The organism is Ventrimonas sp., assembly GCF_048380235.1.
Lineage (GTDB): Bacteria > Bacillota > Clostridia > Lachnospirales > Lachnospiraceae > Brotaphodocola.
Genome location: NZ_DBFCCJ010000076.1, coordinates 40,261 through 65,618, shown reverse-complemented (window position 1 = coordinate 65,618; position 25,358 = coordinate 40,261). Strand labels below are relative to the sequence as shown.

Genomic DNA, 25,358 nt, shown 5'->3' with positions numbered 1-25,358 from the left:
ACCTGCCCTGTTTCTGAAACATAGCATTGCTTCTGTCTCAATCACTGCTTTCCTGTCTGAAGTCCAGCGTTTTCTGATACGGTATCGTTTCAATCACCTGCGCCCGGATTCTTCCATCGGAAATACGCAGGCTGATTTTTTCTCCCGGTACTGCCTGAGAAATACTGGACAGACGTTTTCCTTCTGCATCCGTCACAAAGCCATAACCGTTGCTGATTTTTGACAGCGGTGAGGCCCCATGCAGCCGTCCGCCAAGAAGTGCCAGCCGGTGACGTGCTCCGGTCAGCCTCTGCTCCATGGCACGCTTTAAATTTTCTTCCATGTCTGCAAGGTGCTGTCTCTGTTCCCGCAGATTTCGCTGTGGGTCATGCAGCTTTAACCGCAGCCGGTACTGCTCTGCACGAGAACGGGCTGTCTCTGTTTTTCGCTCCATTGCCTGGTTAAACGCCGCCTGATAAGAAAGACGCGCCGCCTCAAACTGACGGTAATCAAATACAGCAAGCTCTGCCGCCGCAGACGGAGTCGGTGCCCGAAGATCTGCCACATAATCGGCAATAGTCACATCAGTCTCATGCCCTACAGCAGAAATCACTGGGGTTATGCAGTCAAAGATCGCACGCGCCACAATTTCCTCATTGAACGCCCACAGATCTTCAATGGAACCGCCGCCCCTCCCCACGATCAGCACATCCAGTCCCATTTTGTCCAGGGTACGGATTCCGGCTGCAATAGAAGCAGCTGCCCCGTTCCCCTGTACCAGAGCCGGATACAGGATCAGCTGAACATAGGGATTTCTCCGGTTCGTGATGTTCATAATATCGCGGATGGCCGCGCCGGTAGAAGCCGTCACAACACCCACCGTCTTTGCGTACCGTGGAATGGGCTGTTTATACTCCTGGGCAAACATGCCCATCTCCTCCAGCTCATCCCGAAGCTTTATAAAACGCTGGTATAAATCGCCGCGGCCCTCCTGCTCGATCTTTCTGGCATACAGCTGGTACTTTCCATCCCGTTCGTAGATATCGATCGAACCGGTCACCACTACCTGCTGTCCTTCCTGTAACTGAAAAGAGAGACCTTTCCTCTGGCCGGCAAACATGACTGCCGCCAGAGTTCCGGTCCCGTCCTTCAGCGTAAAATATATATGTCCTGATGTATGGTACTTGCAGTTTGATACCTCGCCCCGCACCGTAATACGGCTGAGGGCAAAGTCCTGGGCAAACATATTCTTAATATAGGAATTCACCTGGGAAACAGAATACACACTTGCCATATTATTCCTCGGTCACTAACTTCGCCAGAACACCGTTGATAAATGCCGGTGAATCCTTTCCGCCAAATTTCTTCGCAAGATTTACCGCCTCATTGATGGCCACCTTGGAAGGCACCTCGCTGTCATACTGCATCTCATAAACAGCCTGGCGCAGGATGGTAAGCTCTACCTTTCCCATGCGGCTGGTCTTCCAACCCTGAGCTACTTCGTCGATGCGGGCATCCAGTTCCGGGATCTTTCCGACAATTCCCTCCACACGGTCAGTCAGGAATGTGCGGTCAACCTCTTTCATCTCCACATTGTGGACAATCTCTTCTGTTCCGTTTTCTGCAACGTCATCCTCTTCCGGAGCGTCAAAATACTGCTCCACCTGGGTCTTTATTTCCTCTGTCGGGTAGAATTCCACTCCAAACAGGATCTTAAAACAATGCTCACGCATCTCTCTTCTGGTCATCTGTCTTTCTTCCTCCTGATGTAACTGTTCAGTGTCTTCCGCACAGTTATTCAATCTTACGCATTATCATAGCATACTTTTTTCTGTTTCACAAGTCCAGCCGCCTTCACCTGGTATAAAAACTGCCGCAGAAGACACACTAAAAAACATCTTATGCGGCAAAGTTTTTATTTTCTTATGAAAGGAGATATTTTTATGTTTGGATTTCTGATTGCCCTGATATCTGGTGCCCTCATGAGCATTCAGGGTGTCTTAAACACCGGACTGACCCGGCAGACCGGCATCTGGCTTTCTGCAGGCTGGGTCCAGATCAGCGCCTTTTTCACCTGTGTGGTTCTCTGGCTGTTTTCCGAGCGGACCCCTATTTCCTCCCTGCTCTCTGTACGGCCCCGGTACATGGCCATCGGCGGGGTTCTGGGTGCCTTCATCACCTGGACCGTCATACGCAGTATGGATAGACTCGGACCCGCAAAAGCCACGCTCTTTATTGTAGTGACCCAGATCATTGTGGCTTATCTGATCGAGCTGTTCGGATGCTTCGGCGTGGAAAAAGCATCATTTGAATGGCAAAAAGTAATCGGGGCACTGGTCGCTATCGGTGGGATCATTCTGTTCCACTGCTGAATTACTGTGGGAAATTCAGCCTTCCCTCCCGGTCCAGCATACGCAGAATAAAATCCACAGAACCATCAATTCCATAAGCAGCACTATTTAAACACAGATCATAGTTAGAAGCATTGCCCCATTTTCTTCCGGTAAAGAAATGGTAATAATTCTGATGATCCCGGTCCAGCTTCCTGAGCAGGTGCTTTGTCTTCTTCTCACTGAAATCCGGGTGGATTTTCATAGCACGACGCAGACGCTGCTCAAATGGTGCCGTAATAAAAATACTGATGTGCGGAATATGATTGTTGGTCAGGATCACATCGGCACAGCGGCCCATCACAATAAAATCTTCATGTCGCGCCATCTCGCAGATCAGGTCACTCTGGTTAAAAAAGATTGCATCCCGTTTACTTAAACCGTGATACCGGCTGAATTCGGCAGCCCAGGTTTTCAGCGTCATCTTCTGCGGCTTCGCGAAAGCAGTTTCCTGATTTGCCATGTCCAGAGTTTTTCCCGGATAACTGCTCAGATCCTTTACATGGTCTTTTTCTGCCTCCAGGCGTTTTAACACCGCAGAGAAGATTTCCGCATCATAGTAATTGATCCGCAGGCGGTCTGCCAGGGTAAATCCAATCTCATTGCCGCCACAGGCATAGGTACGGCTGATGCAGATGATCAGATGGTCCTTGCCGGTGAAACGGTTTTCCAGATTCAGTGCATTTAAGCTGGCCATCCTCTGATCCAGTACATCTCCATCTCCAAAACTGGTAGGCAATGCCATCACCTCATGCAGAATACCCGTGTATTCCCGCATGATCATAGAGCGGCTTTCCTTATCCGGGATGGTGCGGGCCATATTGCTGATCAGGGCCAGCTCACTTCGAAGCTGATGACCGCTGTCACGCTGCATCATCAGCTGGACGATCTCCGTCACGCAGCGTTCCCGGTCCCGGTTGAACACACGGCCCAGGGAAGAACCAAGACGGGTATAAACTTCTGCATCCAGGTCGTAGATCCGCTCCGCAAGCTCGCGGAGACTTTCCTGTGTATATTCCATAGTCTGTTCTCCTCCTTATAAAAAGAATACCAGCGTGTCCAGCAAAAATACCGGAATCAAAAATGTAACAGACCAGAGCAGATAGCCAAAAAACGAAGGCATCCGGATACCATTCTCGTCAGAAATGGATTTGACCATAAAGTTCGGAGCATTGCCGATATAGGTATTTGCTCCCATAAATACAGCGCCACAGGAAATAGCCTCAAGCATAGCGATCGGAACCGTTCCCAAAATGGTCGTCATACCTTCGGTAAAGCCAAGGGCCCCGGCTGTGGTCAGAAATACCAGATAGGTCGGCGTGTTATCGAGGAAGCTGGACAGACATCCCGTAGCCCAGAACATCTCAAAAGGTTTGCTTAAACCAAGACTTGCGCCATTTGCCTTTAAAATCATGAGTGCCGGCTGCATGGTAATAAAGATGCCGATAAAAAGTACTGCAACCTCGTGGATAGCTCCCCAGGTAAAGTGGTTCTTCCGGCGGATTTCCACATTTGTCGTTTTAAAAGACAGAAAGGCCGCCGTAAGAATCATCACGATCTCGATCAGGGCCGGATAGGTTAAGGTCACTTCACCAAACAGCCGGATTCCGCGCACTGCGCCCTCCGCATCCCGGAATGCTTCCATCCCAGGAAGAGTTCCGCTTAAGATGACAGCCGCCACGATCATGACCAGAAAGATCAGGTTATGGAGTCCCAGAATGTGGACCTCCGTACCTGGTTTACTGATATCCGGCTTTAAACCATCCGCGATATCCCTGCGGTAAGCCCTGCGGTCCAGAAAATAAAAAATGGTCAGCAGAATGACTGCATTAAACAGCAGAACCGGCAAGAGATGCAGGCTCCAGAAAAAAGGAATGCCGCGCATAAATCCCATCAGCAGCGGCGGATCTCCGATCGGAGTCAGGCAGCCGCCAATATTGGAGATCAGAAAAATGAAGAACACCATGATGTGGCTTCTCCGTTTTCTCCAGGCATTCATCTTAATGACCGGGCGCACCATCAGCATACTGGCCCCCGTCGTACCGATCCAGCTGGATAGCATGGTGCCGATCAGAAGAAGTCCCACGTTAATGCGCGGGGATCCGGCCAGATCCCCCTCCAGGGTAATATTACCAGACACGCAGAACAGACCGAACAGCAGAATGATAAAGGTCAGATAATCATCTACGATACACTCAAGCACCTTCTCAAACGCCTGTCCCGGTCCGTACACAAATGCAAACGGCAGCACAAACAACAGCGACCAGAATATAACCGCATGCGGCTGATGTGTCTCCCACCACTCTGCTTTGATGAGCGGAAGCACCGCGATGCAAAGCAGCAGTCCTGCAAATGGAATGCAAAATGCAAGATTCATCACTATTTCCTCCTTTGTTCTCCCAATCCCAGGCAGCGATCCAAATTGTTCTTTTCGCAAAACATGCATAGATTATAACACCATTCTCACAAAAATGTAACTATCGATATTTTATTGTCGTATTTTTCGCAAGGCATCCGCAGATTGAAGTTTCACTGGACGCACTTTCCTCTGAAACAAAAAAGCCGGCCCTTTTCCCCGGCCAGCTTTCCTGCTTTATATTCTGTTTTACTGCTCGTTAATGTTGACGCCTGCAATGCGGATATTGACATCCAGCACAGTAAGGCCGGTCATGTTCTCAATAGCAGACTTCACTCGGTCCTGAACACGTTCGCTCACATCCGGGATGTTGTAGCCATACTTGATGTTTAAAGACAGATCTACAGACACATGCTCCTCGGTTACGTCCACTTTTACACCCTTAGACAGATTCTTCATACCCAGCTTTCCTACCAGTTCATTGGTGATGTTGCCGGCCATGGAATCCACGCCATCTACCTCTGTTGCTGCCAGGCCCGCAATGATAGCTACCACTTCATCCGCAATACGCACCTCGCCCATCATCTCTTTTTCATATAATTTATGTGTATTTCTTCCTTCTAACTCTGCCACAGTATTCCCTCCTCAGATCAGACAGATTCCATAGCCTTCACCAGAAATCCATGTTTCCTATAGTATAACAAATCTGCCCTGATTTGCAAAGGGGCTTTTTTCCTTTAGTCCTCAAGATTCAGGAGTGTGATAATGATGTTTTCAGCCCCGACTTCTGTTTTCCGCTTTACAATATCCTCGATCTGTGCGCGCTGCTGGTCCGTGATGGAAGGTGCATGAATCACAACGTCTACCTTGCCGTCCGTCAGGCTCACCACCGGATCTGCAAAGCCCCGGGCCTGCAAAAGCGTCTCCGCAGCATTCTCCTTTTCTGCCACCGCCGTCATGGCGATCATGTTCTGGATTGCCTCCTGCTTGGCAGCCTCATCAATGTTCGTGCTGTTAATGATGGAATTTAAAGTTTCCTTATTTCTTGCGCGGATCTGCTCCCGGTTTAACTGCACGCCGGCTATGTAATCTGATACAGTAAGCCCGCTGGTCAGTACCGCTTCACCCGGATTTTCCATGCCGGCTTCCTCACCGCCGTCCCAGCTGTCAATCACAGCCTGGTCCGTTCCCGCATCTGCCTCTGCCAGAAAGCTTCCATCCTGCGATGCTTCCGCCTGAAGCTTTGTTCCTTCCGCCTGTGGCTGTGCTTCCTCGATCATGGCGGTATCCTCCTGTCCCTTTTTCTGGTTTTCCGCCAGCAGATCCTCTTCCGAAATATCAAAGGTTCCGGCCTGATAGATGTCTTCTCCGGTACTGGCTGCCAGATCCCTTTTTCCGGCATAATTCAGATATCCGGCAGCCGCGATCATGATGGCCAGAGTTGTAATGATGATCTGGTTCCTTCGAAACAGTTTTTTCATATTGATGTCCTGTTTTGGTGTTCCTTCCCGTTTCAGCTTCATACCGACGCTCCTTCTTTCACTCCACCCGCTTTAACACTTTTATTTTATTCGCCGGAAGTCCGAATAATGCCTCCATAGCCCCGGAAATCTCTGCCTGGACCGATGCATTTCCTCCCCCTGAGGCGCTGATGATAATTCCGGCAATCTCCGGATAAACCTCCTTTGCCACCACAGGTTCCTGACCGCTTCCGCTCCCTGTCAGCACCGTATTGTGCTCCTGATCCATCGTTTCCACAGAACGGTCTGTTCCGCTCCCCTTTTCTGTGGTCACTGACTTCGAGCTGCTGTTGTCCACCTGGATCACCTTTTCCACAGAGGATTTTAGTACGATCATCACATCCACTTCCCCCACGCCGGAAACACCCCGCAGGATTTCCCGCACCCGCTTTTCCAGCTTCTGCTCATAGGCCGCCGCATCCTGGCTGCCTGGCGCAGAAGCCGTTACGTTTTCAGCTTCCATCCGGGATAGCGGCAGAGTTCCTCTGCTGCTCTTACTTCCCACCGGGAATGCCAGAATACACAGGATCACCCCCACCGTCAGAAGAAAAATCCACCGGTCCTTCCCCTCCGGCAATTTCAATTTCCACATACCGCTCCTCCAGACCATAATATTCCTGAATCTTATTTGACAGCTTCTCTTTTTCCGTTTCTCCAGACTGTTGCGGCAAAACCACAAAAATGCTCTGCACCGTCCCAAATTGCGGACTGTTTTCATTGTTCTCAATGTGAACGCTGCATTCTGACAAATCCAGGCCGCAGGACCTGGCCAGTTCCTGTATATCCTGGCTGACCGCTTCCTCATACTCGGAAAGTACCCGGCCCAGATATTCCTGCTCTTCCGCTCCCAGATCATCCTGCAGTTCTCCGGCCTCCCAGCGGAGCACCAGATTCTCGTAACTGCGTGCCAGCACTTCTTCCAGGTCAAATCCGGAGGTAAATGGCTCCGCCACCAGAAGGATCAGTACCATACCTGCAAACAGCCGGATATACTTTCCGTATTTCTGCCCCGGAAGCAGATTTTCCATCACCGACAAAAACAGGAAGAATGCCACCAGGTTTCGGATCCATTCGTATACCGCCGTCACACAGCCACCTCCCTTTTCCACAACACTTTGGTTCAGGCACACGTTCCCGCATACCAGGCCTTCTTCTCTACGATGACAGGTAAGCCGCATTCGTTCCCTGACAGATCAGTGCAATGGTAACTGCAAACAGCAAAAATCCTGACGCTGCCACTCTCAGCAGCATTGCCTGAGCCTGGGCCGCACCGCTCAGACAGGCTGTCAGACGATTATCTGCTACCGGCTGCAGCACAGCTGCCACCCCTCGGTAAAGCAGATACAGAACCAGAATCCTTGCCAGTGGCAGGATAGAAAGCACAAACAGCAGCAGAACAGCCGCTGCGCCCATGGTATTTTTAATGAGCACGCCGGATCCCATCATCAGCTTTGTCACCGCTCCCGCCCCGTCTCCGATTCCGGGAATTGCCTGTAAAAGCCGCTGCATTCCGGCATTCTTCACAGAATCTGCATATGGAAGCACCATGCCCTGGATCAGCTGAAATCCCAACACGATCCCGATCAGTGATCGGCTTCCCCAGCTGATCCCGGATCTTAAAAGTTCCGTCATCCGTGAAAACATATCCTCTTTCACCATGGATCCTGCCAGTACTGCCAGAAAATAGATCCGTACGAGTGAAAGCAGAAGCCCGGCATAAAGCTTCTGTACTCCTGCGATCAGAAACAGGGCTGCTTCATACCACGCCGCGGAAGAAAATCCTGCGCCGGACCAGACCACCGCGGTAAAATACGAGGGAAGCAGTACCTTCATAAACTGGATCTGACGTTCCAGCACCTGTGCCGCGGCTCCCGCACTTTCCCCGAAAACAGCCGCCAAAATCGCGAACATCATCAGATAGGTCAGGAAAAATCCGGTTTCCGCCACAGGGCCCACGGAAAAGACTTCAGAAAATCCGGCAAACAGAGCTCCAAACAGACCAAGCGCCAGAAGACGTCCCGCCATGCGGTTTTTTCCCTGCAGTTCTCCCAAAGCCGCCTGACGAAGTCCCTCCAGACACAGCGATGACGCTTCCTTCAGATTTCCGGACGCCAGTGCCCGCATCAGATCCGCGAAACAAATACGATGGCCGGAGCTGCCCAGCTCCTGTTTCAGATAATCCTCAATATCCCCAATGCCGGAAAGCCCGTCCCCTGAAAGTACAGACTCCACCGCAGCTGTATCCATGGCCCATACTCTGTCTTCGGGCCAGAACCGGCAGAATATACAGAATAAAAAAAAGCCGGCAGCAAACGAGACCAGCCATCTTCTCCCCCGCCTCATGCCAGAAATCCCTGCAGCGTATCCAGCAGTGCCAGAATAACCGGAATACTGACTGCCAGAATAGAAAGCTTTCCAAAAATTTCAATCTGGGTGCCCAATGCCGCGTACCCGGCATCCCTGCAAATTCCGGAAGCAAATTCCACGATATAAGTGATGCCTGTCATTTTCAGCAGCGTATTCAGATAAACCGGATTGATACGGATCATATCCTGGATTTTCTGCAGACCATCCAGAATTCCTTTCAGCCGTAGCGTCCCATAAAAAAAAATGACACAGGCTGCTGCCAGCACCAGATACAGGCCATACTCTCCTTTCAGGCTTTTTAGCTGGACTGCCATCAGCACTGTCATGATCCCAATGATTCCCACTGTTACTACTGTCATACCGTCCCCTACAATGCAAACAGATTTTTCATAGTTTCAAACAGCTCATAAATATATGGCACAAGCCAGAACAGAACAAGCACCAGCCCCGCCAGACTGGTCAGAAATGCCTGTTCCTCCCGTCCGCTATGCCGCAGTACCTGACAGATCACAGATACCAGGATTCCCACCGCGGCAATGCGAAAAATCAGATTCACGCCCATATGTACCCTCCATCAGACCAGGATCACCGCAAGAAACAGACCGCCCATGACACCGAGACTGGTATACAGCCTGCAGCGTTCCTGTTTGTGTTCCCGCAAAACCAGAAGCTCTGTATCCACCTGTTCCAGATACAGGAGCAATGTCCTCTCCTGGGTCTCCCGATCTAAAAAGCCAAGATGCTCGCCCAGAGACTCCAGCATCTGCCTGTCCGACTTTGAAAGTGCCGTCTTCCCCTCCATCCCGGAAACCACATTCCTCCATACTGTCGGAAATGGCTCTCCGGGCTGTGCCTCCAGCAGAGCTGCCGTTTCCTGAAACAGGTTTCCCAGAGTTCCGGCCACCCGTTTGCCCACCGTCCCGAAAGCTTCCGGAAGAGGTGCGCCGGCATACAGAATCTGTCCTTTTAAAAGAAATACCATCTGCTTTAACTGCTCCAGCTCCAGAATCCGCTGACGGTACCGCCCGGCAAACCAGATGCCGGTTCCGGCCGCTCCACACAGAATACAGACTGCACCAGACAGCTTCATCCATCCCTGCATGTTCAAAAGCACTCACCTCCCACCGGGTAAAGCCTGCATCCCCTGGAATCGTAGATTTCCCCGATATTGCCCACTTTTCCCCTGTTATTTAAAATTACATACCGCTCAAACCACTTTTCCAGCACCATCTTTCTCAGCACCGGTTTCTGTCTGATGTCCTCCATTGAATTTCCATGCACCGTGGCTACCAGCTTGCAGCCGCAGTTCATCACATACTCGATCGCCTCCAGATCTTCCCGGCTTCCAATCTCGTCCACCGCGATCACCTGAGGTGACATAGTCCGGATCAGCATCATCATTCCCTGAGCCTTGGGGCAGCAGTCCAGAATATCCGTCCGGATCCCCAGCTCATTCTGCGGAATCCCCTGGTAACAGGCTCCAATCTCCGAACGCTCATCGATCACCCCGATGGTCAGCCCCGCATGCTCCCTGCTGCCATTTGACACCTGCCGGATAATATCCCGCAAAAGTGTGGTTTTTCCACATCGCGGCGGCGATACGATGAGCGTATGAAAGATCATGTCCCGGTCATACAGATATGGAAGCACCGTCCCTGCACACCCTTTCACCTGGTGGGACAGACGAACATTGATGAAGGAAATGAACTTCATGCTGCGAATCCCGTGACCGTCTGTGATGATCTTTCCGGCGATGCCGATGCGGTGTCCACCCTGGATCGTAATAAACCCCTGCCTGATTTCTTCCTCGAAGGCATAGAGGGAATAGCTGCTCATGTAATCCAGCGTTTCCTTTAACGCATCCCTTGTCACCAGATATGCTTCTTCCGCGCGCATGCTCAGATTTCCTTCCCGTGTGATATAATACTCACGGTTGCTGCAGATCATCAGAAGCGGGGCATGGACCCGCAGCCGTATCTCCTGTACCTGTTCGAAATCTACCGTGACCTGCTTTAAGATCTCACGGATATCTTTAGAAAAAATCTTGATCAGTTCTTCCCGCTTATCCAAAAAACACCCCTCCCCTGCATAATATATATGAGGGAAGGGGTGTTTTTTATTCATTTTAAAGAAAATTGCATTTCGTCACTGCTGCAACGCGCCGGAAGCATCAAACCGGTACTGCATGCCTTCAATAGTGTACTCACCTATCGCCATGGCACCACTCTCCGTGCAGTAGTAGCGCTTTTCGTTCCAGTCGATCCAGCCAGTCTGCATGTAGCCCTGCTCATCAAAGAAATACCAGATTCCGCTTGCCGGATCCTGCCACCAGCCGCCCTTCGGATAGCTGCCATCTGAATTCCGGTACCACCAGCGGCCCGTGCTTTCTTCCCGGATCCATTTCGCCTGGATCACGACAGAGGTTTCTTTTTCTGTTTCTGCCTCAGAACCGTTTCCGGCTCCCGGACCTCCGTTTTTCAGCGCGGAAGTACTTCCGCCGTTTCTGATCATCTCCGCAAAGCTCTCAGAAATATAGGTTGTCTCTGACTCTTCCGACCAGTAGCCATCACTGAACTCCTTGGAACCAGACTTTGCAAGAGCGCGCACCTTGAATGTGTAATCACCCTCTTTTGTCATTTTCTTTTCCATGTCGTAATAGTCCTTTTTGGTTTTCACCGTATCCATCTGGCTGTCATTGCAGAAAAGCCGGATTTCATACTGGTAGGCGTCATCTACTGCATCCCAGTTTGCAGTGGTACCGTCATCTCCCCAGTAAACATCGGATACCGTGTCCAGTCTGGTCCTGGATGCTGCCAGAGCTGTTACCGCCCCTGCTGCAGACAAAAGACCAGCTGTCAAAATCAGTGCAATTTTCGTTTTCCAGTTCTTCAAAATAAAACACCCTCCTATCTGAATTTATTTTATTTGTGATACGGCTCTTTATGAATGATCCGGTAGCTGCGATAAATCTGTTCTAACAGGATTACTCGCATCAGCTGATGCGGAAATGTCATTCTGGAAAAACTCAGTTTGTAATCAGCACGGCTCAGCACGGTCTCGGAAAGCCCCAGAGAGCCTCCGATCACAAAGACCAGCTGGCTGACTCCGCCTATGCCAAGCTTGTCAATCCGTTCTGCCAGTTCCACTGAATCCAGCATATTTCCATTGATTGCCAGGACAATCACAAACGCGCCGTCCTTGATCTGCTCCAGGATCCGCTTTCCTTCCTTATCTTTGATCTGCAGTTCTTCTGCTTCGCTGGCCTTATCCGGTGTTTTCTCATCTGCCACCTGGATGATCTCCAGCTTGCAGTACCGGCTCAGACGCTTCGCGTATTCCGCAATGGCATCTGTGTAAAACTTTTCTTTTATTTTTCCTACCGTCACCAGTGTAATTTTCATGACTCTCTCCTGCTTCTTTCCCTTCCGGACTTTACCCGTTTTACGGTTTTTCCCTCTTTCTTTCGCTCAATGCAGTAGATGATCTCCAGAAAATGGCTGACCTCATCCCATGCCTCTCTGCTCTCCGGGATCAGACGCAGCGCCATCTGAAAAACATGGAACATGCCCTCGTATACGGTGACCCGCAGCTTTCCGTGAGTTTTGCGGACTTTCTCGGCCACCCTTAAGGTATCATCTAACAGCACTTCCTCGCTTCCTACCTGAAATAAAATGGGCGGAAACTGTTCAAAGCTTCCAAACAGAGGAGAAATATACGGATTCTCCGGGTCTGCATCTCCAATGTAGGTACTGTGAAACAGCATATTGTCTGTAGTACCTCCAAACTGCGGATCGCGGTTAAAATTGGTCTGATAAGATTTCCCGCTGTTGGTCAGATCCGTCCAGGGAGACATCACCAGTACCCCTGCCGGCAGATCCATACCATGATCCCGCAGATACATGACCAGGGCAAGAGCCAGGCCGCCGCCGGCGGAATCCCCTGCGATCACGATCTTGTCTGCTTCATAGTGCTTTTCCCCGATCAGCCACTGATAAGCTGCCACTGCATCCTCCAGGGCTGCCGGATACGGATGCTCCGGAGCCACACGATAATCGACGGTCAGCACATCACCGCCAAAGCTCCTGCGACAGTACTGAATCGCAAAATCCCGGTAAATATTTTTCATAGGGCCGATGTAGCCGCCACCGTGAAGCTGGAGAATCACACGGCCTGTACAGACTCCGGCCGGACGCAGATATTCCATTTTAAAATGCTCCATCCCCACGATCTCATATTCATAATCCGGCGGACAGATCCATGCAGGTTCTTTCGGGTCCATCCGGTATTCCCCGGTCTGGATCTTGTGACCCATGGCAGAATCCATCATGTTCTTCATCATATCCCGCACCAGTTTTCCCCGCAGACTCACTTCTTTGTTCTTCAAGTAATCATCCTCCGTCTTAAGTCCTGTCTGTTGCAGCTCATGCTTTGCATGAACGGTTTGTTCATTTTTTCAGATATGCAGCCGCCGTCTTAATTCTTCCCTCCAGCTTCTGCGTCCGCTTACATAATCGCGGATTTCCTTTGCGGCTCCCATACCGGTATTTCCTACCTGCTTTGCCATGCGGGTTGCCTTCTCCTCTGCGCCTCCGCGCCGGATCAGTACCTTACGGACACGCGGATAGATATCCCGCTTTGCCGCAGCAGAAAGCTCATTTCCCTCGAAGCGCACCGGCACACCGTCCGCCTTTAATTTTCGGAAAAACTGCTTTTGCAGACGGCTGTCCGCAAAGACAGAAGTAAAGGTAATGACCATCTCATCTTTGTACGCACAAACCGCACACTTCACCGGCTGGCGCCTGGATACACCGATCATTAAGTGGAACCTCTCGATGAGGTCCGCATACTCCGGCTCCATCTGAACCGGCCCGATATTGGATAGTGTCATGGTATAGGCACGGTCCTTTAAGCGGAACACCAGAGAAAGCGCCGGTACTTTCAGGAACAGCGGGATTGCCCGCAGATACCACTTTTTCTCATTGGAAACATTGTAGGCAATGCTTTCTGCCAGCTTATCCTTGTCAATCTTGCTGTCCATCTGACTGCTCACCTTCTTAAGCAGCACCTCAAACGGAATGTCCGGATTACGAAACAGCCAGCCGATCATGGTAACCGCAAAGAAATTCGCCATCGTATCAGAGCCGAAGAAGGCGCGCAGATTGATCGGCAGATTCAGGACTACGGCCCGCCTGCTGCTTCTTCCACCCAGATACTCCTGCCAGATTGCCCAGATCAGTGCTGCTGCCAGATACTTGGTAATACTGACTCCATGCTGTTTGCAAACAGTCTTCAGCCGGCTCACCGGCACATAACCATGCAGGACCTGACCACTTCCCAGCGGAAGATAATGTCCCTCCAGCTGGTATGCCGGTTTCGAGCTGTAGCTGCGCGGCTTTCCATCCTCACCATGCTCCAGATAACTGTCCTGAACATGGAAGACCTCCTGGTTTCTGGCTTTTTCATCGTCCTGCGTCATTCCTTCCGATACACCGGCTGCCAGCCGCAGGTACTGCCTGATCAGGCACTTTAAAAAATTCACCGCGCCGAGACCGTCTGTCAGCGCATGGAATACCTCCAGATTGATCCGTTTCTCATAATACGTGACCCGGAACAAAAAGCGCTGATTTCCATGCGGATCGATAAAACGGCATGGATACGTATTCTCACGCTTTACCTGCGGGATCCGGTCATTTTCCTCAAAATAATACCAGAAAAGTCCCCTGCGCAGCTTCACCCGGAAATTGCGGATCTCCGGCAGGATTTCCTCCAGCGCCCTACTAAGGAGTTCCGGATTTACCGGTTCTTTCAAAGTTGCGGCAATCCGAAATACCTGACTTACATTTTCATTTGCGATCACCGGGAATATCTTGGCTGTATTGTCCAGCCTTCTCCACCGGTTCTTCCATCTGCTCTGTCCCATGATGCTCCACCTCTCATACCGCAGTTTACTTTCTTAAAACCACAGCGTTTCTGTCTTATGCCCGGAAGTAATAGCCGACCCCCCATTTTGTGTGTACATATTTTGGATCGCTCGGGCTCGGCTCGATCTTTTCACGAAGGCGTCTTACGTGGACGTCCACGGTCCGGACATCACCGGACTCCGATGCCTTATTGCCCCAAACAAAGGTCAGCAGGCTCTCTCTGGAGTAGACCTTATTCGGATTGCATACCAGCAGTTCAAGAAGGTCGAACTCTTTTGCCGTCAGGTTGATCTCCTTCTCTCCGATAAAGACCCGGCGGCCCTCCCGGTCAAGCTTTAAGTCTCCGGCCGTTACCATCTTGTTTTCTGCCTCTTTAGCCCTGGCAGATTTCTTCGAGTTTCTGCGCATGATGGCCTTGATGCGTGCCTTTACCTCCAGAATATTAAACGGCTTAGTCACATAATCGTCCGCGCCGTATTCCAGACCCAGGATTTTGTCCATGTCTCCGCCCTTGGCAGTCAGCATGATGATTGGCATCTCTGAAAACTCCCGGATTGCCTGACAGACCTCAAATCCGTCATGCTTTGGAAGCATGACATCCAGAAGGACTACGTCGTACTCCGTCTGCTTTGCAAGATTGATCGCCTCTTCGCCGTCAAACGCGCAGTCTACTTCCATTCCGTCCTGTTCCAGACTGAAACGGATGCCTTTCACGATCAGTTTTTCATCATCAACCACCAGAATCTTTGCCATGTTCTCACCTATTCCCTATACTGTAATGTTTTCTTTTATTTTCTGAAAGGCCGTGTTCTTGATTCCCGGCACTTTCATGATATCTTCAATTTTCGTAAAACCGCCGGCCTCCTCCCGGTACCGGATGATGTCCTCTGCCCTGGATGATCCAATTCCCTTTAACATCATCAGCTCTTCCAGAGATGCCGTATTGATATTAACCAGGACCGTCTCCGGCGATGCAGCGGATCTGGTTCCCGCTCCGTTTACTGTCCCGCTCCCGGCAGTGCTGCCATATGGATGCTGCGCCAGCCAGGAAGGGTCCTTCACCTGAGCTCTGGATGGGATCTCCAGCTTCATGCCATCTATGACAGGCTCTGCCAGATTCAGCCATGATTCTGCGGCCTGCTGCGTAAAACCGCCTGCAAGATCGACCGCCTCATAGATCCGCGCGCCCTCTGAGACTATGTATACCCCCGGAGAAAAGACCTCTCCGCAGACATATACATAGCAGACTTCCGACTCAGACAAAGCAGCTGTTTCCATATCATTCCCAGACTCTGCGTTTTGTTCCGATTCACCTTCTCCGGCCATTGCCGCGCACGCTGATGTTTCTGTCCGGTCTCCGGCCATATCCGGCGTGCTCTCCGCCTGAAATGCCCTGTTTTCCTGTGCAGCAACGGCTTTCTGCCCTGTATCCCGACTGCTGCAGCTGTAAAAGGCTCCAGCTGCCAGCAGACCAAACAGCAGCATCAGCCATTTAAAAATTACAGATTGTTTATTCTTCATGTTCATCTCTCCGTTTCCAAAGAGAATCCCAGATTCAGCCTAGCTCTATTCTACCGAAAGGCTTACGTAAATACAAGCGGTATTTCAAGAAAAACGGCAGAGAGCTGTTGCGCTGTTCTGCCGTTTTTCTTTTATGGATCTTACCATTTTTACTGCTCTGATGGAGATTTCGTCAACTGGCTTTCATCCTGTCCGGCTGTCTGAACCGGAGATTCACTGCTCTTTTGCTGCTGTTCTTCCTGTGCAGACGGACCTGGCCTGGTATCGGTCGACGCTCCTGCTTCCGGTGTTTCCCGGGTTGCTGACGAAGCCGGAACACCTACACCCGGACCTGCATTTACATAAGAACCAACCGTATAGGTTGCGTTTCCGGTATTGCCTGCTGCCAGCTCCGGATAATCATAGTAGGAAGCCTCAATGCAGACATTTCCGGTTATACCGGCTACAGAACCGGTCTCCGTAAACTGCCAGATCTTGCGGTTCTGGAACTCGCCGTTTGTTCCATAGCGTGCATACCAGATATCATACGGCACCTGGGAAACATCCACGTAATTCGTCAGCCACTGATTGTTGCCATAAAGCATCGGCCGGTATCCGGCAGCTGCAATGGCCTTGCAGAAGACATTGGTCTGGTTTGCCAGCTCCTGCGGAGTCTTTCCGTTATCCAGCAGATATTTGGATTCCACATCATAGGCCACCGGGTAGGAAATCTTGTATCCGCGGATCTGCTCCAGCACAAACTGTGCCTCCTGCCGGGCTGTTTCCTCATCTAGTGCCATGGAGTAAAGGAAGACACCCACACGGATTCCGTGACTGATGGCTCCTTCCATATTCTCCCGGAAATAAGGATCCGGATCATTCAGATATCCGATCCGGATCATGGCAAAGGTTACTCCGTCTGCCTTCACGGCATCCCAGTCAATGGCTCCCGCCTGATTCTGATATTTGGAAATGGTTACGCCCTTGGCCACAGCTCCCTCAAGCTTCGTTCCGTCACTGCGGTAAAAGCCCTGTTCCTGCACCGTCAGCGTTTCTGCCGCCATGGCCGGTACCGCCGGAGTCTGCAGAACAAAAAGCCCGCAGAGTGTGAGCGCCGCCAGACGTTTTCCTGTACTGTTCTTATGAAATAACATCAAAAAAAATCTCCCTTCTATCTGATTGCTTCAGTCCATGTATCTTAGTGTAATTCAGACAGAGTGGAGATTCAATTTCTATTCCTTTAAAAATTTCTTACTATTTTGTAAGGCCGAACACCTGCTCCGCGTAATTTACAGAGGCCATGGCATCACGGCAGTACTGGTCTGCCCCCATGGTATCGGCATATTCCTGAGTCAGCACGGCGCCGCCTACCATGACCCTGGCCCACGGCGCTGCCTTGCGAAGCTGCACAATGGTTTCTTCCATGCTCGGCACGGTGGTGGTCATCAGCGCAGACAGTCCTACCAGCTGAATGTGTTTCTCCACTGCCGTCTCCACGATGGTCTCAGGCGGAACATCCTTGCCAAGATCCAGCACATCATAGCTGTAGTTTTCCAGAAGAACCTTGACGATATTCTTTCCGATATCATGAATATCTCCCTTTACCGTTGCCAGGATGATGGTCCCCTTCTTCTCCTGCTTCTGTCCGCTGGCATCCATCTTCTCTTTGATTACCTCAAAGGCGCCCTTTGCTGCCTCTGCGCTCATCAGAAGCTGCGGCAGGAACATGGTTCCCTTCTCAAAGCCCTTTCCGACCACATCCAGTGCCGGGATGATCTGGCTGTTGATCACATCCAGTGCGTCCTGAACCGTCAGCAATTCCTTTGCCGCATGCACAGCCTGATCCTTCAGTCCTTTTACAATACTGGCATGCAGGTCTGACGTTCCCTGTCCGTCCGCTGCTCCGGATGCACTGCCGGCAGACGCACCGCCATTTCCGGTCACTGCGCTCTGTCCAAGGCTGGCCACCTGACCGCTGTAAACAGAAATATACTCGCTGCACTGCGGATCTAAATTCATCAGTGCGCGGAAACTGTAGTATGCACGCATCATGGCTTCGGAATTCGGATTGATGATGGCTGCACTTAACCCGTTCTGCATTGCCATGGTAAAGAACGCAGCATTAATGATTTCACGCTGCGGCAGTCCGAAGGAAATGTTGGACACACCAAGAATGGTCTTTCCGTGAAGCTCATCCCTCACTCTCCGCAGAGTTTCCAGTGTGGTGATGGCGCCCCGGCTGTCGGAGCTTACCGTCAGGCACAGGGCATCGATGATGATGTCTTCCGGCCCAATGCCGTACTCTGCCGCGGTCTTATAAATCTTCTCCGCCACCCGGATACGGCCCTCAGCTGTCTCCGGGATACCGCCCTCATCCAGCGCCAGCGCCACTACAACGCCTCCGTACTTCTGTACCAGCGGAAATACCGTGCGCATGGACTCTTCCTTTCCGTTTACGGAGTTGATGAGAGGCTTGCCGTTGTATACACGCATTGCCCGCTCCATAGCCACCGGATCCGTGGTGTCCAGCTGAAGCGGCAGGTCAATGATGCTCTGCAGCTCCCGAACTACCTCCTCCAGCATGGCCGGCTCATCGATCTCCGGAAGTCCTACGTTTACATCCAGAACATGGGCACCGTGATCCTGCTGGGTCACGCCCTCTCTTAAAATGTATTCCAGATTGTGATCCCGCAGAGCCTGCTTAAACTTTGATTTACCTGTCGGGTTGATGCGCTCACCGATGATAACCGGGTCCCTTCCGATCTCAACTGCCTGCGCAAAGGAGGAAACCACGGTGCGGTTTTTCTTTGTCACCGGCACCGGCTTTTTATCCCTGCAGAGCTCTGCCACCATGCGGATGTGCTCCGGCGTGGTGCCGCAGCAGCCGCCCACGATCCGGGCGCCCATATCCACGATTTCTTCCTCGGTCTTTGCAAAATGAGCCGCATCAATATCGTAAACCGTCTTTCCATTCTCACTTCTCGGCAGACCTGCATTTGGATTGATCATGACCGGAATGGAGGAAACCTCCAGGATATCTTTCAAGATCTCTTTCATCTGTACCGGACCGAGTCCGCAGTTCATACCCAGTACATCCACGCCCAGGCCCTCTAACATTGCTACAATGGAGGCCGGACTGCCGCCGGTTAAAAGCTTGCCCCGCTCATCAAAGGTAACCGTAACAAAGACCGGAAGACTGCAGCCCTCTTTGGCCGCCAGGACTGCCGCCTTAGTCTCATAGCTGTCACTCATGGTCTCGATGAGGATGAAATCCGCGCCGGCATCCGCACCGATCTCCACCACCTCCCGGTAGATGGCACAGCAGTCCTCAAAGGCCAGATCCCCCATTGGCTTTAACAGCTTTCCGGTCGGTCCCATATCCAGGCCAATCCATGCCTGCTTTCCGCTCTGGCGGATTGCTTCCTTCGCGTTTGCCACTGCTGCACGGATAACCGGCTCTAACTGAAATTCCGTGCTATCATTGTACTTTAACCGGTCTACCCCGAAGGTGTTTGTGGTCACAATATCTGCACCGGCTTCCAGATATGCTCTGTGGATCTTCACAAGCTCCTCCGGATGTGTGATGTTCCAGGTTCCCGGAAGCTCGCCCGGCTTTAATCCTGCTTCCTGCAAAAGACTTCCCATTCCTCCGTCACAGAATAAGATCCGGTTCTGTAATTCCTGTAATATATCCATGTTTAACCAATATCTCCTTCGCGTTTTTCCTCGCAGCTTTTCTGCGTCCATCACAGTTTCTGTCTGCTTTTCGTTCTTCCTTTCCCTTATCTGCGGTATGCGCAGTCCCGCTTCGCGCAGACCTCACAGCCCTGCACCGTACAGTTTCTGGGCAGACGGCTCACACCGATCACTGCCGTCACCGACTTGGACGGTGCCATGAGAAGGCTGTCTGTCAGCGTTACACCGATCCTTTTATTCAGCTCCAGCGCCGGAGCTATCTGCCGCTGGCACTCCAGGGGGAAATCTCCATATCCGGGACTGAAGCGAGGGCGCAGATACCAGCCCTTTTCTTCGTATTCCTCTTTCAGCTTCTGATTCTGTTCATCGCAGAAGGTCTCCAGCATAGCCACCGAGGCAGCCTGCATCACCACGGCCTTACTCATCTGGATCATGTTGTAGCGGTGAAGCAGCACATCTACCCGGCTTCCGAGCGTTGCCGCAAACAAAAGTACCCGTTCGCAATCCTTCAAATTGCGTTCCAGGCTTTTGCTCTGCGTCTGCAGACATGTCATATCAATGCTGTGATCCTGAATGCAGAGCGGATACTCCCGCCATATCACTCTGGGAGAAGCCGCCTGCTCCAGCTCCTGTTTGCACTGTGCGATCAGATCCGTAAGATTCTGATCCGGGACCGTTCCATTTTTGCAGCCCAGATAGCGCAGCAGTTCCCTGTCGTTCCAGTGAAATATCTCTTTCATGAATCCTGTTCTCTCCGTTTTTCTGCCCCGGCCTTCCGGCTTTGTACGCCGGGCCTTTTCTGCTACCGGATGATTTCGGAAAGGCTGCCCTTAATCTGTGCTGCCACATCCGGCTTATTCATGGAATATACATGAATGCCGTTCACATGATTCGCGATCAGGTCAATGATCTGTTCCGTTGCATAGGCAATGCCGGCCTGCTTCATAGCCGCAGGATTATCACCAAAACGGTCAACAATGGCTTTAAAGCGCGCCGGAAGATAGGTTCCGGACATAGAGCAGATGCGCTTGATCTGGGCTACATTGGTCACCGGCATGATGCCTGCGATCACCGGAACCGTAATGCCCTTTTCACGCACGCGGTACAGATAATTGTATAGGATGTTGTTGTCAAAGAACATCTGGGTAGTCACGAAGTCACAGCCGGCCTCTACCTTTTCTTTCAGATGCTGGATATCCTCCGTCTTATTGACAGACTCCACATGCCCCTCCGGATAGCAGGCTGCACCAATGCAGAAATCGCCGGATGCCTTGATCTCTGCAATGAGTTCCGATGCATAGCGATAGTCGTTCTCAACTTTTCCGTCCTTTGGAATGTCACCGCGCAGAGCCAGTACATTCTCAATCCCCTCTGCCTTTAACTGCTCCAGAACCGAATGTACCTTTTCTCTGGTGGATGAAACGCAGGTCAGATGCGCTAACGGAGTAACCCCCTTTGCCTTTAAGGATGCTGCGATATCAACCGTATACTGGCTGGTACCGCCGCCTGCGCCGTAGGTCACGCTCATGAATGCCGGATTCAGCTTCGCAATCTCGGAAGCAGCCATTTCTACAGACTCATATTTATCCTCTGTCTTTGGCGGAAATACCTCAAAGGAAAGTGTTGGTTCGTTTTTTGCAAGAATGTCTCTGATTTTCATACGTACTGTTCCTCTCATTTTTATGATTTCATAATTGTTTTGTACCTCCCAGGCACATCATACATTTTGGCATTTACAGACTCTCGGTATATTCTCCATAACTGTAGCTATCGCTGCTTCTGTCAGGATAGATCCACACACTGCAGTTTTCATCTTCCGCATCCGGAAATTCAGCATTGATACCAGCTCCGCACCAGACCCCTTCTGTCCGGGTCACACCAGGCTCCATCATCTGTGCATACAACTCATCCAGGTCTGCCGCATCCGAACGATGCTTCTGTTCCATATCCCATGCATCCGCATCATATAACATCAGCAGAAACTGCTTCGTCAGAACCGTAATGGAATCCCGTTCCGGGAAAGACAGATAAATCTGATGGAGCTGACCTGTAGCTGTGTCGTAGTCAAAATCCACACAGGCATATGTGTCCTCTTCTTCCATATAATAGGTGTCTGTGGAAGAAAACCAGGTAGTCTCATCGGAATATACCGTGTTGTGGGAATAGGTATCTGTTCCAGCCAGCGGAATCGGACAGGTATCAAGCACCTCCCCGATCGGACTCTTAAGAGCTTCAATCGTGACTGCAAAATGCGGTTCATCCGTGCAGGGACCGCCGTAAGCTCTTGCTTCTTCATCCGTCAGTTCCCGGAAATCAGACCCGCTGATACTGTCAAATATGCTTCCGGTAATATCAGAGAATGAACCAGCCATACCGCTCAGCAACCTGAACAGCCATATCACAACCATCAGGAAAATATACAAAAGAATCAGTTTTCGAACCGGATTTTTCTTTTCGATAACCGTCTTCGACTGCCCTGACGCGCCTTTTTCTGTGGTTCGGACCGCCCGCTCTGTTTTCACGCTTCGCTCTCTGCCGGAAGACGATCGCACTGCCTTCCGCCTTTCGGCTCCGGCATTCGTATGCTCCTCTTCTGCATTATGGTAACTGCAGTGCGCCTCGTTTTTCGGGTGGCGCTCATTCAGATAATACGTGACATTCATATACATCGGGTCCTTCACCCAGGAGTGACATGCGCTGCAGTAGTGGGCATGCTTCATAACCTGGTCACAGACCGGACAGATTCGCTGCATCATAAAAAGAGACACCTCCTTACACGATTTGCCTTTAAGTATAACATAAGATTCAGGGATTTTCTACGAAAGGAATATGTTATTTTTCAGGCAAGCAAAACAGGAATGAAAAATCCGCTGCTGCAGATCCTTCATTCCTGTTCCTATCACAGAATATTAACTTAAAAAGTTTTCAATGATCACATTCTCAGCTTCTGCCTCGGTCATGCCAAGGGTTCTGAGCTTCAACAGCTGCTCATCATTGATTCGTCCGATGGCTGCCTCGTGAACGATCGCAGCATCCACATGATTGGCCTGAATCTCCGGAATTGAACCAACTTTTGCATGATCCATGATGATAGAATCACACTGGATATGGGCATGACATTTGGTGTTTCCGACTGCTTTCGGATGGAATACCTGGGAAGACTCCCCCTTGCCTACAGAACGGGAAACGATCTGGGCTGAGGAGCCGCTTCCATTCATGCAGACCTCCATATCTGACTCCGCATGCTGTGTTCCGTCTGTCATGATACGCTCCACCACATAAAGCCTGGAGCCTGCCTCCATGGAAACATTGGTTCTGCGCACTGTGGAATCCACACCTTTGATCTGAACGGTATCCAGAGTAAAAACAGAATTCTCGCCTACCTCAATGTTCGTCACCGGATTTAAGATACGGCTTCCGGTTCCGTTGCCCTCTCCGTAATGCTTTTCTTCATAACGGACATTGGCATTCTTTCCTACATGGAAGGTATGAATACCATCATGACGGCTCTCATTGCAACCGCTGTTGTGGATGCCGCAGCCTGCCACGATGGTCACATCCGCACCATCCGCGATATAGAAATCATTATAAACCAGATCCGTCATGCCGGAAACACTGACTACAACCGGGATGAACACTTTTTCACCCTTTGTATCACCGTCAATCAGGATATCGATCCCCGGCTTATCTTCTTTCTTACGGATCTTGATGTGCTCGCTGTCTCCATGACAGATCGATACGCCATTCTGGCGAAGATTATAAGCACCTTTCTGCGCAAATCCTTCGCTGATCTGATCCAGAACCCCCTGGGTGGTCTCATTGATCTGTGCCATCAGCAGACACCTCCTTCCAGTCCATTCGCACACTTGCCGCAGCCCTCCTGTGTAAACAGAGTTGGCAGGACTTCCTCACGGCTGCCGTATTGTTTCACTTCACCATCTTCGATCACCATGATCTTGTCTGCCATACGGATGATCCGCTCCTGATGGGAAATCAGGATCAGGCTTTCCTTTTTCTCTTTGTGGATCTCCTCAAACCGTTTGATCAGCATAGAAAAGCTCCAAAGATCAATACCGGCCTCCGGCTCATCAAAAATGCTGACCTTGTGCGGTTTCGCCAGTACCGTTGCAATCTCCAGACGCTTCATCTCGCCTCCGGAAAGTGTGCCGTCCATCTGTCGGTTCAGATAGTCAGCAGAACAAAGTCCTACTGCAGAAAGCAGCTTACAGCTTTCTGCCTCCGTCAAATCCTTTCCAGCCACAAGAGACAGCATTCTAGCTACAGTCATGCCCTTAAAGCGCGGCGGCTGCTGGAATGCATAGCCGATTCCTGCATTGGCACGATGATCGATATCGTAACCGGAAATATCCTCTTCATCCAGGAAAATCCGACCCTCATCCGCTTTTTCAATGCCTGCCAGCACCTTGGCCAGCGTAGACTTACCGCCGCCATTCGGCCCGGTAATCACTAACATTTCACCATCCGCAACCTGAAAACTGACATGATTGACCAGACAGCGTTTTCTGCCCTCTTCATTCACCTCAAACGTGAGGTTGTCTACCTTTAACATGTGATTCTCACCTCTTCTATAGTATGTCCGCTATGTTCCGCATTTTCCGCAACCAGCGGAACACAGTGTATCGTTCCTATTGGATGGTACCCTAATCAGGCAGATCTGTCAATCTTTATATCCCGAAGTTCCCAGGTTGATAGTGGTTTTCGTATTGACTTTTGTTATTTATGAGTTATAATCGACATATGTCGAAAACAAGGAGGATTTCAGATGCCGAGACCCCAAAAATGCAGGAGGATCTGCTTTACACCGCAGTATGATTCATTTTATCCGGAAAACAGCCAGACCGATGACACGATCACACTTACACTGGATGAATATGAAGTGATCCGTCTGGTTGACCTGGAAAAGAAAACCCATGAACAATGCTCCGCGCAGATGGATGTTTCCCGCACAACGGTCACGGAAATTTATGAAAGTGCCCGTTATAAGCTTGCACAGTGCATCGTAAACGGGAAACGGCTCATCATTTCCGGCGGAAATTACCGAATCTGCGAAGGGCGGGAATATCCCCGCTGCAGGCAATGCATGTGCCACATGGCCACGGCAGAACACAGTTTTCCTGTTTTCCATCTACAACACAACAAAGGAGAAGGTATTATGAAAATTGCAGTTACTTATGAGAACGGAGAAATTTTTCAGCATTTTGGACACACAGAACAGTTTAAGCTCTACACGATAGAGAACGGAACCATAACTGCTGTCGAAGTTGTTGATACCAACGGAAGCGGACATGGAGCTCTTGCCGGTTTTCTGCTGGAACATAACGTCGACACTCTGATCTGCGGAGGCATCGGCGGCGGTGCCCAGAACGCACTCGCCCAGGCCGGCATCCAGCTGTACGGCGGCGTAAGCGGAAACGCAGACGAAGCCGTAAATGCACTGTTAACCGGAACCCTCGGCTATAACCCGAACGTACATTGCAGCCATCATGACCATGAAGGTGAAGGACATGCCTGCGGCGAACACAGCTGCGGTGAGCACAGCTGCCACTAAAAGATCATTGTAATTATAGGACAGAACGAAAAAAAGCCGCATGCATTTTGTTCTATGCAT

General features: G+C 50.8%; 28 protein-coding genes. 2 read left to right on the top strand and 26 right to left on the bottom strand.

The features are described from left to right. Nucleotides 1-37 precede the first annotated feature (37 nt). Entirely contained in the window at nucleotides 38-1,273 is a 1,236-nt protein-coding gene (gene xseA / locus ACMP1L_RS12005; RefSeq protein ID WP_418453139.1) for an exodeoxyribonuclease VII large subunit, read from the bottom strand. 1 nt (nucleotide 1,274) lies between these two features. Beyond that, nucleotides 1,275-1,727 carry a transcription antitermination factor NusB gene (gene nusB / locus ACMP1L_RS12000; RefSeq protein WP_118733506.1) on the bottom strand — a complete coding sequence of 151 codons (453 nt, stop codon included), beginning with the start codon at nucleotides 1,725-1,727 and terminating at the stop codon, nucleotides 1,275-1,277. Between the two features lie 195 nt (nucleotides 1,728-1,922). Here nusB and ACMP1L_RS11995 point away from each other — a divergent pair, with 195 nt between their 5' ends. Further along, complete coding sequence (locus tag ACMP1L_RS11995) at nucleotides 1,923-2,351, top strand: DMT family transporter (protein WP_118733505.1); 429 nt, start codon at nucleotides 1,923-1,925, stop codon at nucleotides 2,349-2,351. A 1-nt stretch (nucleotide 2,352) separates the two neighbouring features. Here the strand turns inward: ACMP1L_RS11995 and ACMP1L_RS11990 are convergent, their stop codons facing one another. The 24 genes from ACMP1L_RS11990 to ACMP1L_RS11875 form a co-directional block, all read right to left on the bottom strand. After that, a complete protein-coding gene (locus tag ACMP1L_RS11990) occupies nucleotides 2,353-3,390 on the bottom strand; it encodes a cytidylate kinase-like family protein (protein WP_118733504.1) in 1,038 nt (345 codons plus the stop codon). Nucleotides 3,391-3,405: 15 nt separating this feature from the next. Beyond that, complete coding sequence (locus ACMP1L_RS11985; RefSeq protein WP_418453138.1) at nucleotides 3,406-4,746, bottom strand: sodium:proton antiporter; 1,341 nt, start codon at nucleotides 4,744-4,746, stop codon at nucleotides 3,406-3,408. 228 nt (nucleotides 4,747-4,974) lie between these two features. Then, nucleotides 4,975-5,310, bottom strand: coding sequence for an Asp23/Gls24 family envelope stress response protein (locus ACMP1L_RS11980; RefSeq protein WP_118531089.1), 336 nt, complete (start codon nucleotides 5,308-5,310; stop codon nucleotides 4,975-4,977). 152 nt (nucleotides 5,311-5,462) lie between these two features. Beyond that, nucleotides 5,463-6,248 (bottom strand): SpoIIIAH-like family protein, encoded by a 786-nt coding sequence (locus ACMP1L_RS11975; protein ID WP_243025835.1) that lies wholly within the window; start codon nucleotides 6,246-6,248, stop codon nucleotides 5,463-5,465. Nucleotides 6,249-6,264: 16 nt separating this feature from the next. Further along, the gene (locus ACMP1L_RS11970) at nucleotides 6,265-6,855 is read right to left on the bottom strand and encodes a stage III sporulation protein AG (protein WP_118733502.1); all 591 of its coding nucleotides are present in this window, start codon (nucleotides 6,853-6,855) and stop codon (nucleotides 6,265-6,267) included. Next, a complete protein-coding gene (locus tag ACMP1L_RS11965) occupies nucleotides 6,740-7,333 on the bottom strand; it encodes a stage III sporulation protein AF (RefSeq protein ID WP_418453137.1) in 594 nt (197 codons plus the stop codon). The genes ACMP1L_RS11970 and ACMP1L_RS11965 overlap by 116 nt, the downstream gene beginning before the upstream one ends. Before the next feature lie 67 nt (nucleotides 7,334-7,400). After that, nucleotides 7,401-8,492 carry a stage III sporulation protein AE gene (locus ACMP1L_RS11960; RefSeq protein WP_177304361.1) on the bottom strand — a complete coding sequence of 364 codons (1,092 nt, stop codon included), beginning with the start codon at nucleotides 8,490-8,492 and terminating at the stop codon, nucleotides 7,401-7,403. 92 nt (nucleotides 8,493-8,584) lie between these two features. Then, entirely contained in the window at nucleotides 8,585-8,971 is a 387-nt protein-coding gene (locus ACMP1L_RS11955; protein ID WP_118733499.1) for a stage III sporulation AC/AD family protein, read from the bottom strand. An 8-nt stretch (nucleotides 8,972-8,979) separates the two neighbouring features. Continuing rightward, on the bottom strand, nucleotides 8,980-9,174 hold the full coding sequence (gene spoIIIAC, locus ACMP1L_RS11950) for a stage III sporulation protein AC (RefSeq protein WP_118530868.1): 195 nt from the start codon (nucleotides 9,172-9,174) through the stop codon (nucleotides 8,980-8,982). 12 nt (nucleotides 9,175-9,186) lie between these two features. Next, on the bottom strand, nucleotides 9,187-9,714 hold the full coding sequence (locus ACMP1L_RS11945) for a stage III sporulation protein AB (protein WP_118733526.1): 528 nt from the start codon (nucleotides 9,712-9,714) through the stop codon (nucleotides 9,187-9,189). Between the two features lie 2 nt (nucleotides 9,715-9,716). Then, nucleotides 9,717-10,682 carry a stage III sporulation protein AA gene (gene spoIIIAA / locus ACMP1L_RS11940; RefSeq protein WP_182432643.1) on the bottom strand — a complete coding sequence of 322 codons (966 nt, stop codon included), beginning with the start codon at nucleotides 10,680-10,682 and terminating at the stop codon, nucleotides 9,717-9,719. A 75-nt stretch (nucleotides 10,683-10,757) separates the two neighbouring features. Further along, the gene (locus tag ACMP1L_RS11935) at nucleotides 10,758-11,504 is read right to left on the bottom strand and encodes a hypothetical protein (RefSeq protein WP_418453136.1); all 747 of its coding nucleotides are present in this window, start codon (nucleotides 11,502-11,504) and stop codon (nucleotides 10,758-10,760) included. Nucleotides 11,505-11,533: 29 nt separating this feature from the next. Continuing rightward, nucleotides 11,534-12,013 carry a 23S rRNA (pseudouridine(1915)-N(3))-methyltransferase RlmH gene (rlmH, locus tag ACMP1L_RS11930; protein WP_418453135.1) on the bottom strand — a complete coding sequence of 160 codons (480 nt, stop codon included), beginning with the start codon at nucleotides 12,011-12,013 and terminating at the stop codon, nucleotides 11,534-11,536. Beyond that, nucleotides 12,010-12,996 (bottom strand): alpha/beta hydrolase, encoded by a 987-nt coding sequence (locus tag ACMP1L_RS11925; protein WP_418453134.1) that lies wholly within the window; start codon nucleotides 12,994-12,996, stop codon nucleotides 12,010-12,012. Before ACMP1L_RS11925 ends, rlmH begins: the two co-directional genes overlap by 4 nt. A 69-nt stretch (nucleotides 12,997-13,065) precedes the next feature. Then, complete coding sequence (locus tag ACMP1L_RS11920; protein WP_418453133.1) at nucleotides 13,066-14,532, bottom strand: hypothetical protein; 1,467 nt, start codon at nucleotides 14,530-14,532, stop codon at nucleotides 13,066-13,068. A 55-nt stretch (nucleotides 14,533-14,587) separates the two neighbouring features. Next, nucleotides 14,588-15,286, bottom strand: coding sequence for a response regulator transcription factor (locus ACMP1L_RS11915; RefSeq protein WP_118733494.1), 699 nt, complete (start codon nucleotides 15,284-15,286; stop codon nucleotides 14,588-14,590). A 15-nt stretch (nucleotides 15,287-15,301) separates the two neighbouring features. Next, the gene (locus ACMP1L_RS11910) at nucleotides 15,302-16,054 is read right to left on the bottom strand and encodes a helix-hairpin-helix domain-containing protein (RefSeq protein WP_418453132.1); all 753 of its coding nucleotides are present in this window, start codon (nucleotides 16,052-16,054) and stop codon (nucleotides 15,302-15,304) included. 149 nt (nucleotides 16,055-16,203) lie between these two features. Beyond that, nucleotides 16,204-17,187 (bottom strand): glycoside hydrolase family 25 protein, encoded by a 984-nt coding sequence (locus ACMP1L_RS11905; protein WP_418453151.1) that lies wholly within the window; start codon nucleotides 17,185-17,187, stop codon nucleotides 16,204-16,206. A 100-nt stretch (nucleotides 17,188-17,287) separates the two neighbouring features. Continuing rightward, on the bottom strand, nucleotides 17,288-19,729 hold the full coding sequence (locus tag ACMP1L_RS11900; protein WP_418453131.1) for a homocysteine S-methyltransferase family protein: 2,442 nt from the start codon (nucleotides 19,727-19,729) through the stop codon (nucleotides 17,288-17,290). Nucleotides 19,730-19,815: 86 nt separating this feature from the next. Then, nucleotides 19,816-20,469, bottom strand: a complete 654-nt coding sequence (locus tag ACMP1L_RS11895; protein WP_418453130.1) for a vitamin B12 dependent-methionine synthase activation domain-containing protein — start codon at nucleotides 20,467-20,469, stop codon at nucleotides 19,816-19,818. Nucleotides 20,470-20,531: 62 nt separating this feature from the next. Further along, entirely contained in the window at nucleotides 20,532-21,389 is an 858-nt protein-coding gene (gene metF, locus ACMP1L_RS11890) for a methylenetetrahydrofolate reductase [NAD(P)H] (protein ID WP_118733525.1), read from the bottom strand. A gap of 73 nt (nucleotides 21,390-21,462) precedes the next feature. Then, complete coding sequence (locus ACMP1L_RS11885; protein WP_418453129.1) at nucleotides 21,463-22,485, bottom strand: hypothetical protein; 1,023 nt, start codon at nucleotides 22,483-22,485, stop codon at nucleotides 21,463-21,465. A gap of 153 nt (nucleotides 22,486-22,638) precedes the next feature. Then, complete coding sequence (locus ACMP1L_RS11880; RefSeq protein ID WP_118530845.1) at nucleotides 22,639-23,562, bottom strand: SufB/SufD family protein; 924 nt, start codon at nucleotides 23,560-23,562, stop codon at nucleotides 22,639-22,641. After that, nucleotides 23,562-24,299, bottom strand: coding sequence for an ATP-binding cassette domain-containing protein (locus ACMP1L_RS11875; RefSeq protein WP_418453128.1), 738 nt, complete (start codon nucleotides 24,297-24,299; stop codon nucleotides 23,562-23,564). The genes ACMP1L_RS11880 and ACMP1L_RS11875 overlap by 1 nt, the downstream gene beginning before the upstream one ends. A gap of 213 nt (nucleotides 24,300-24,512) precedes the next feature. On the opposite strand from ACMP1L_RS11875, the gene ACMP1L_RS11870 reads away from it, so the two are divergent. After that, nucleotides 24,513-25,298 carry a DUF134 domain-containing protein gene (locus tag ACMP1L_RS11870; protein WP_418453127.1) on the top strand — a complete coding sequence of 262 codons (786 nt, stop codon included), beginning with the start codon at nucleotides 24,513-24,515 and terminating at the stop codon, nucleotides 25,296-25,298. Nucleotides 25,299-25,358 lie beyond the last annotated feature (60 nt).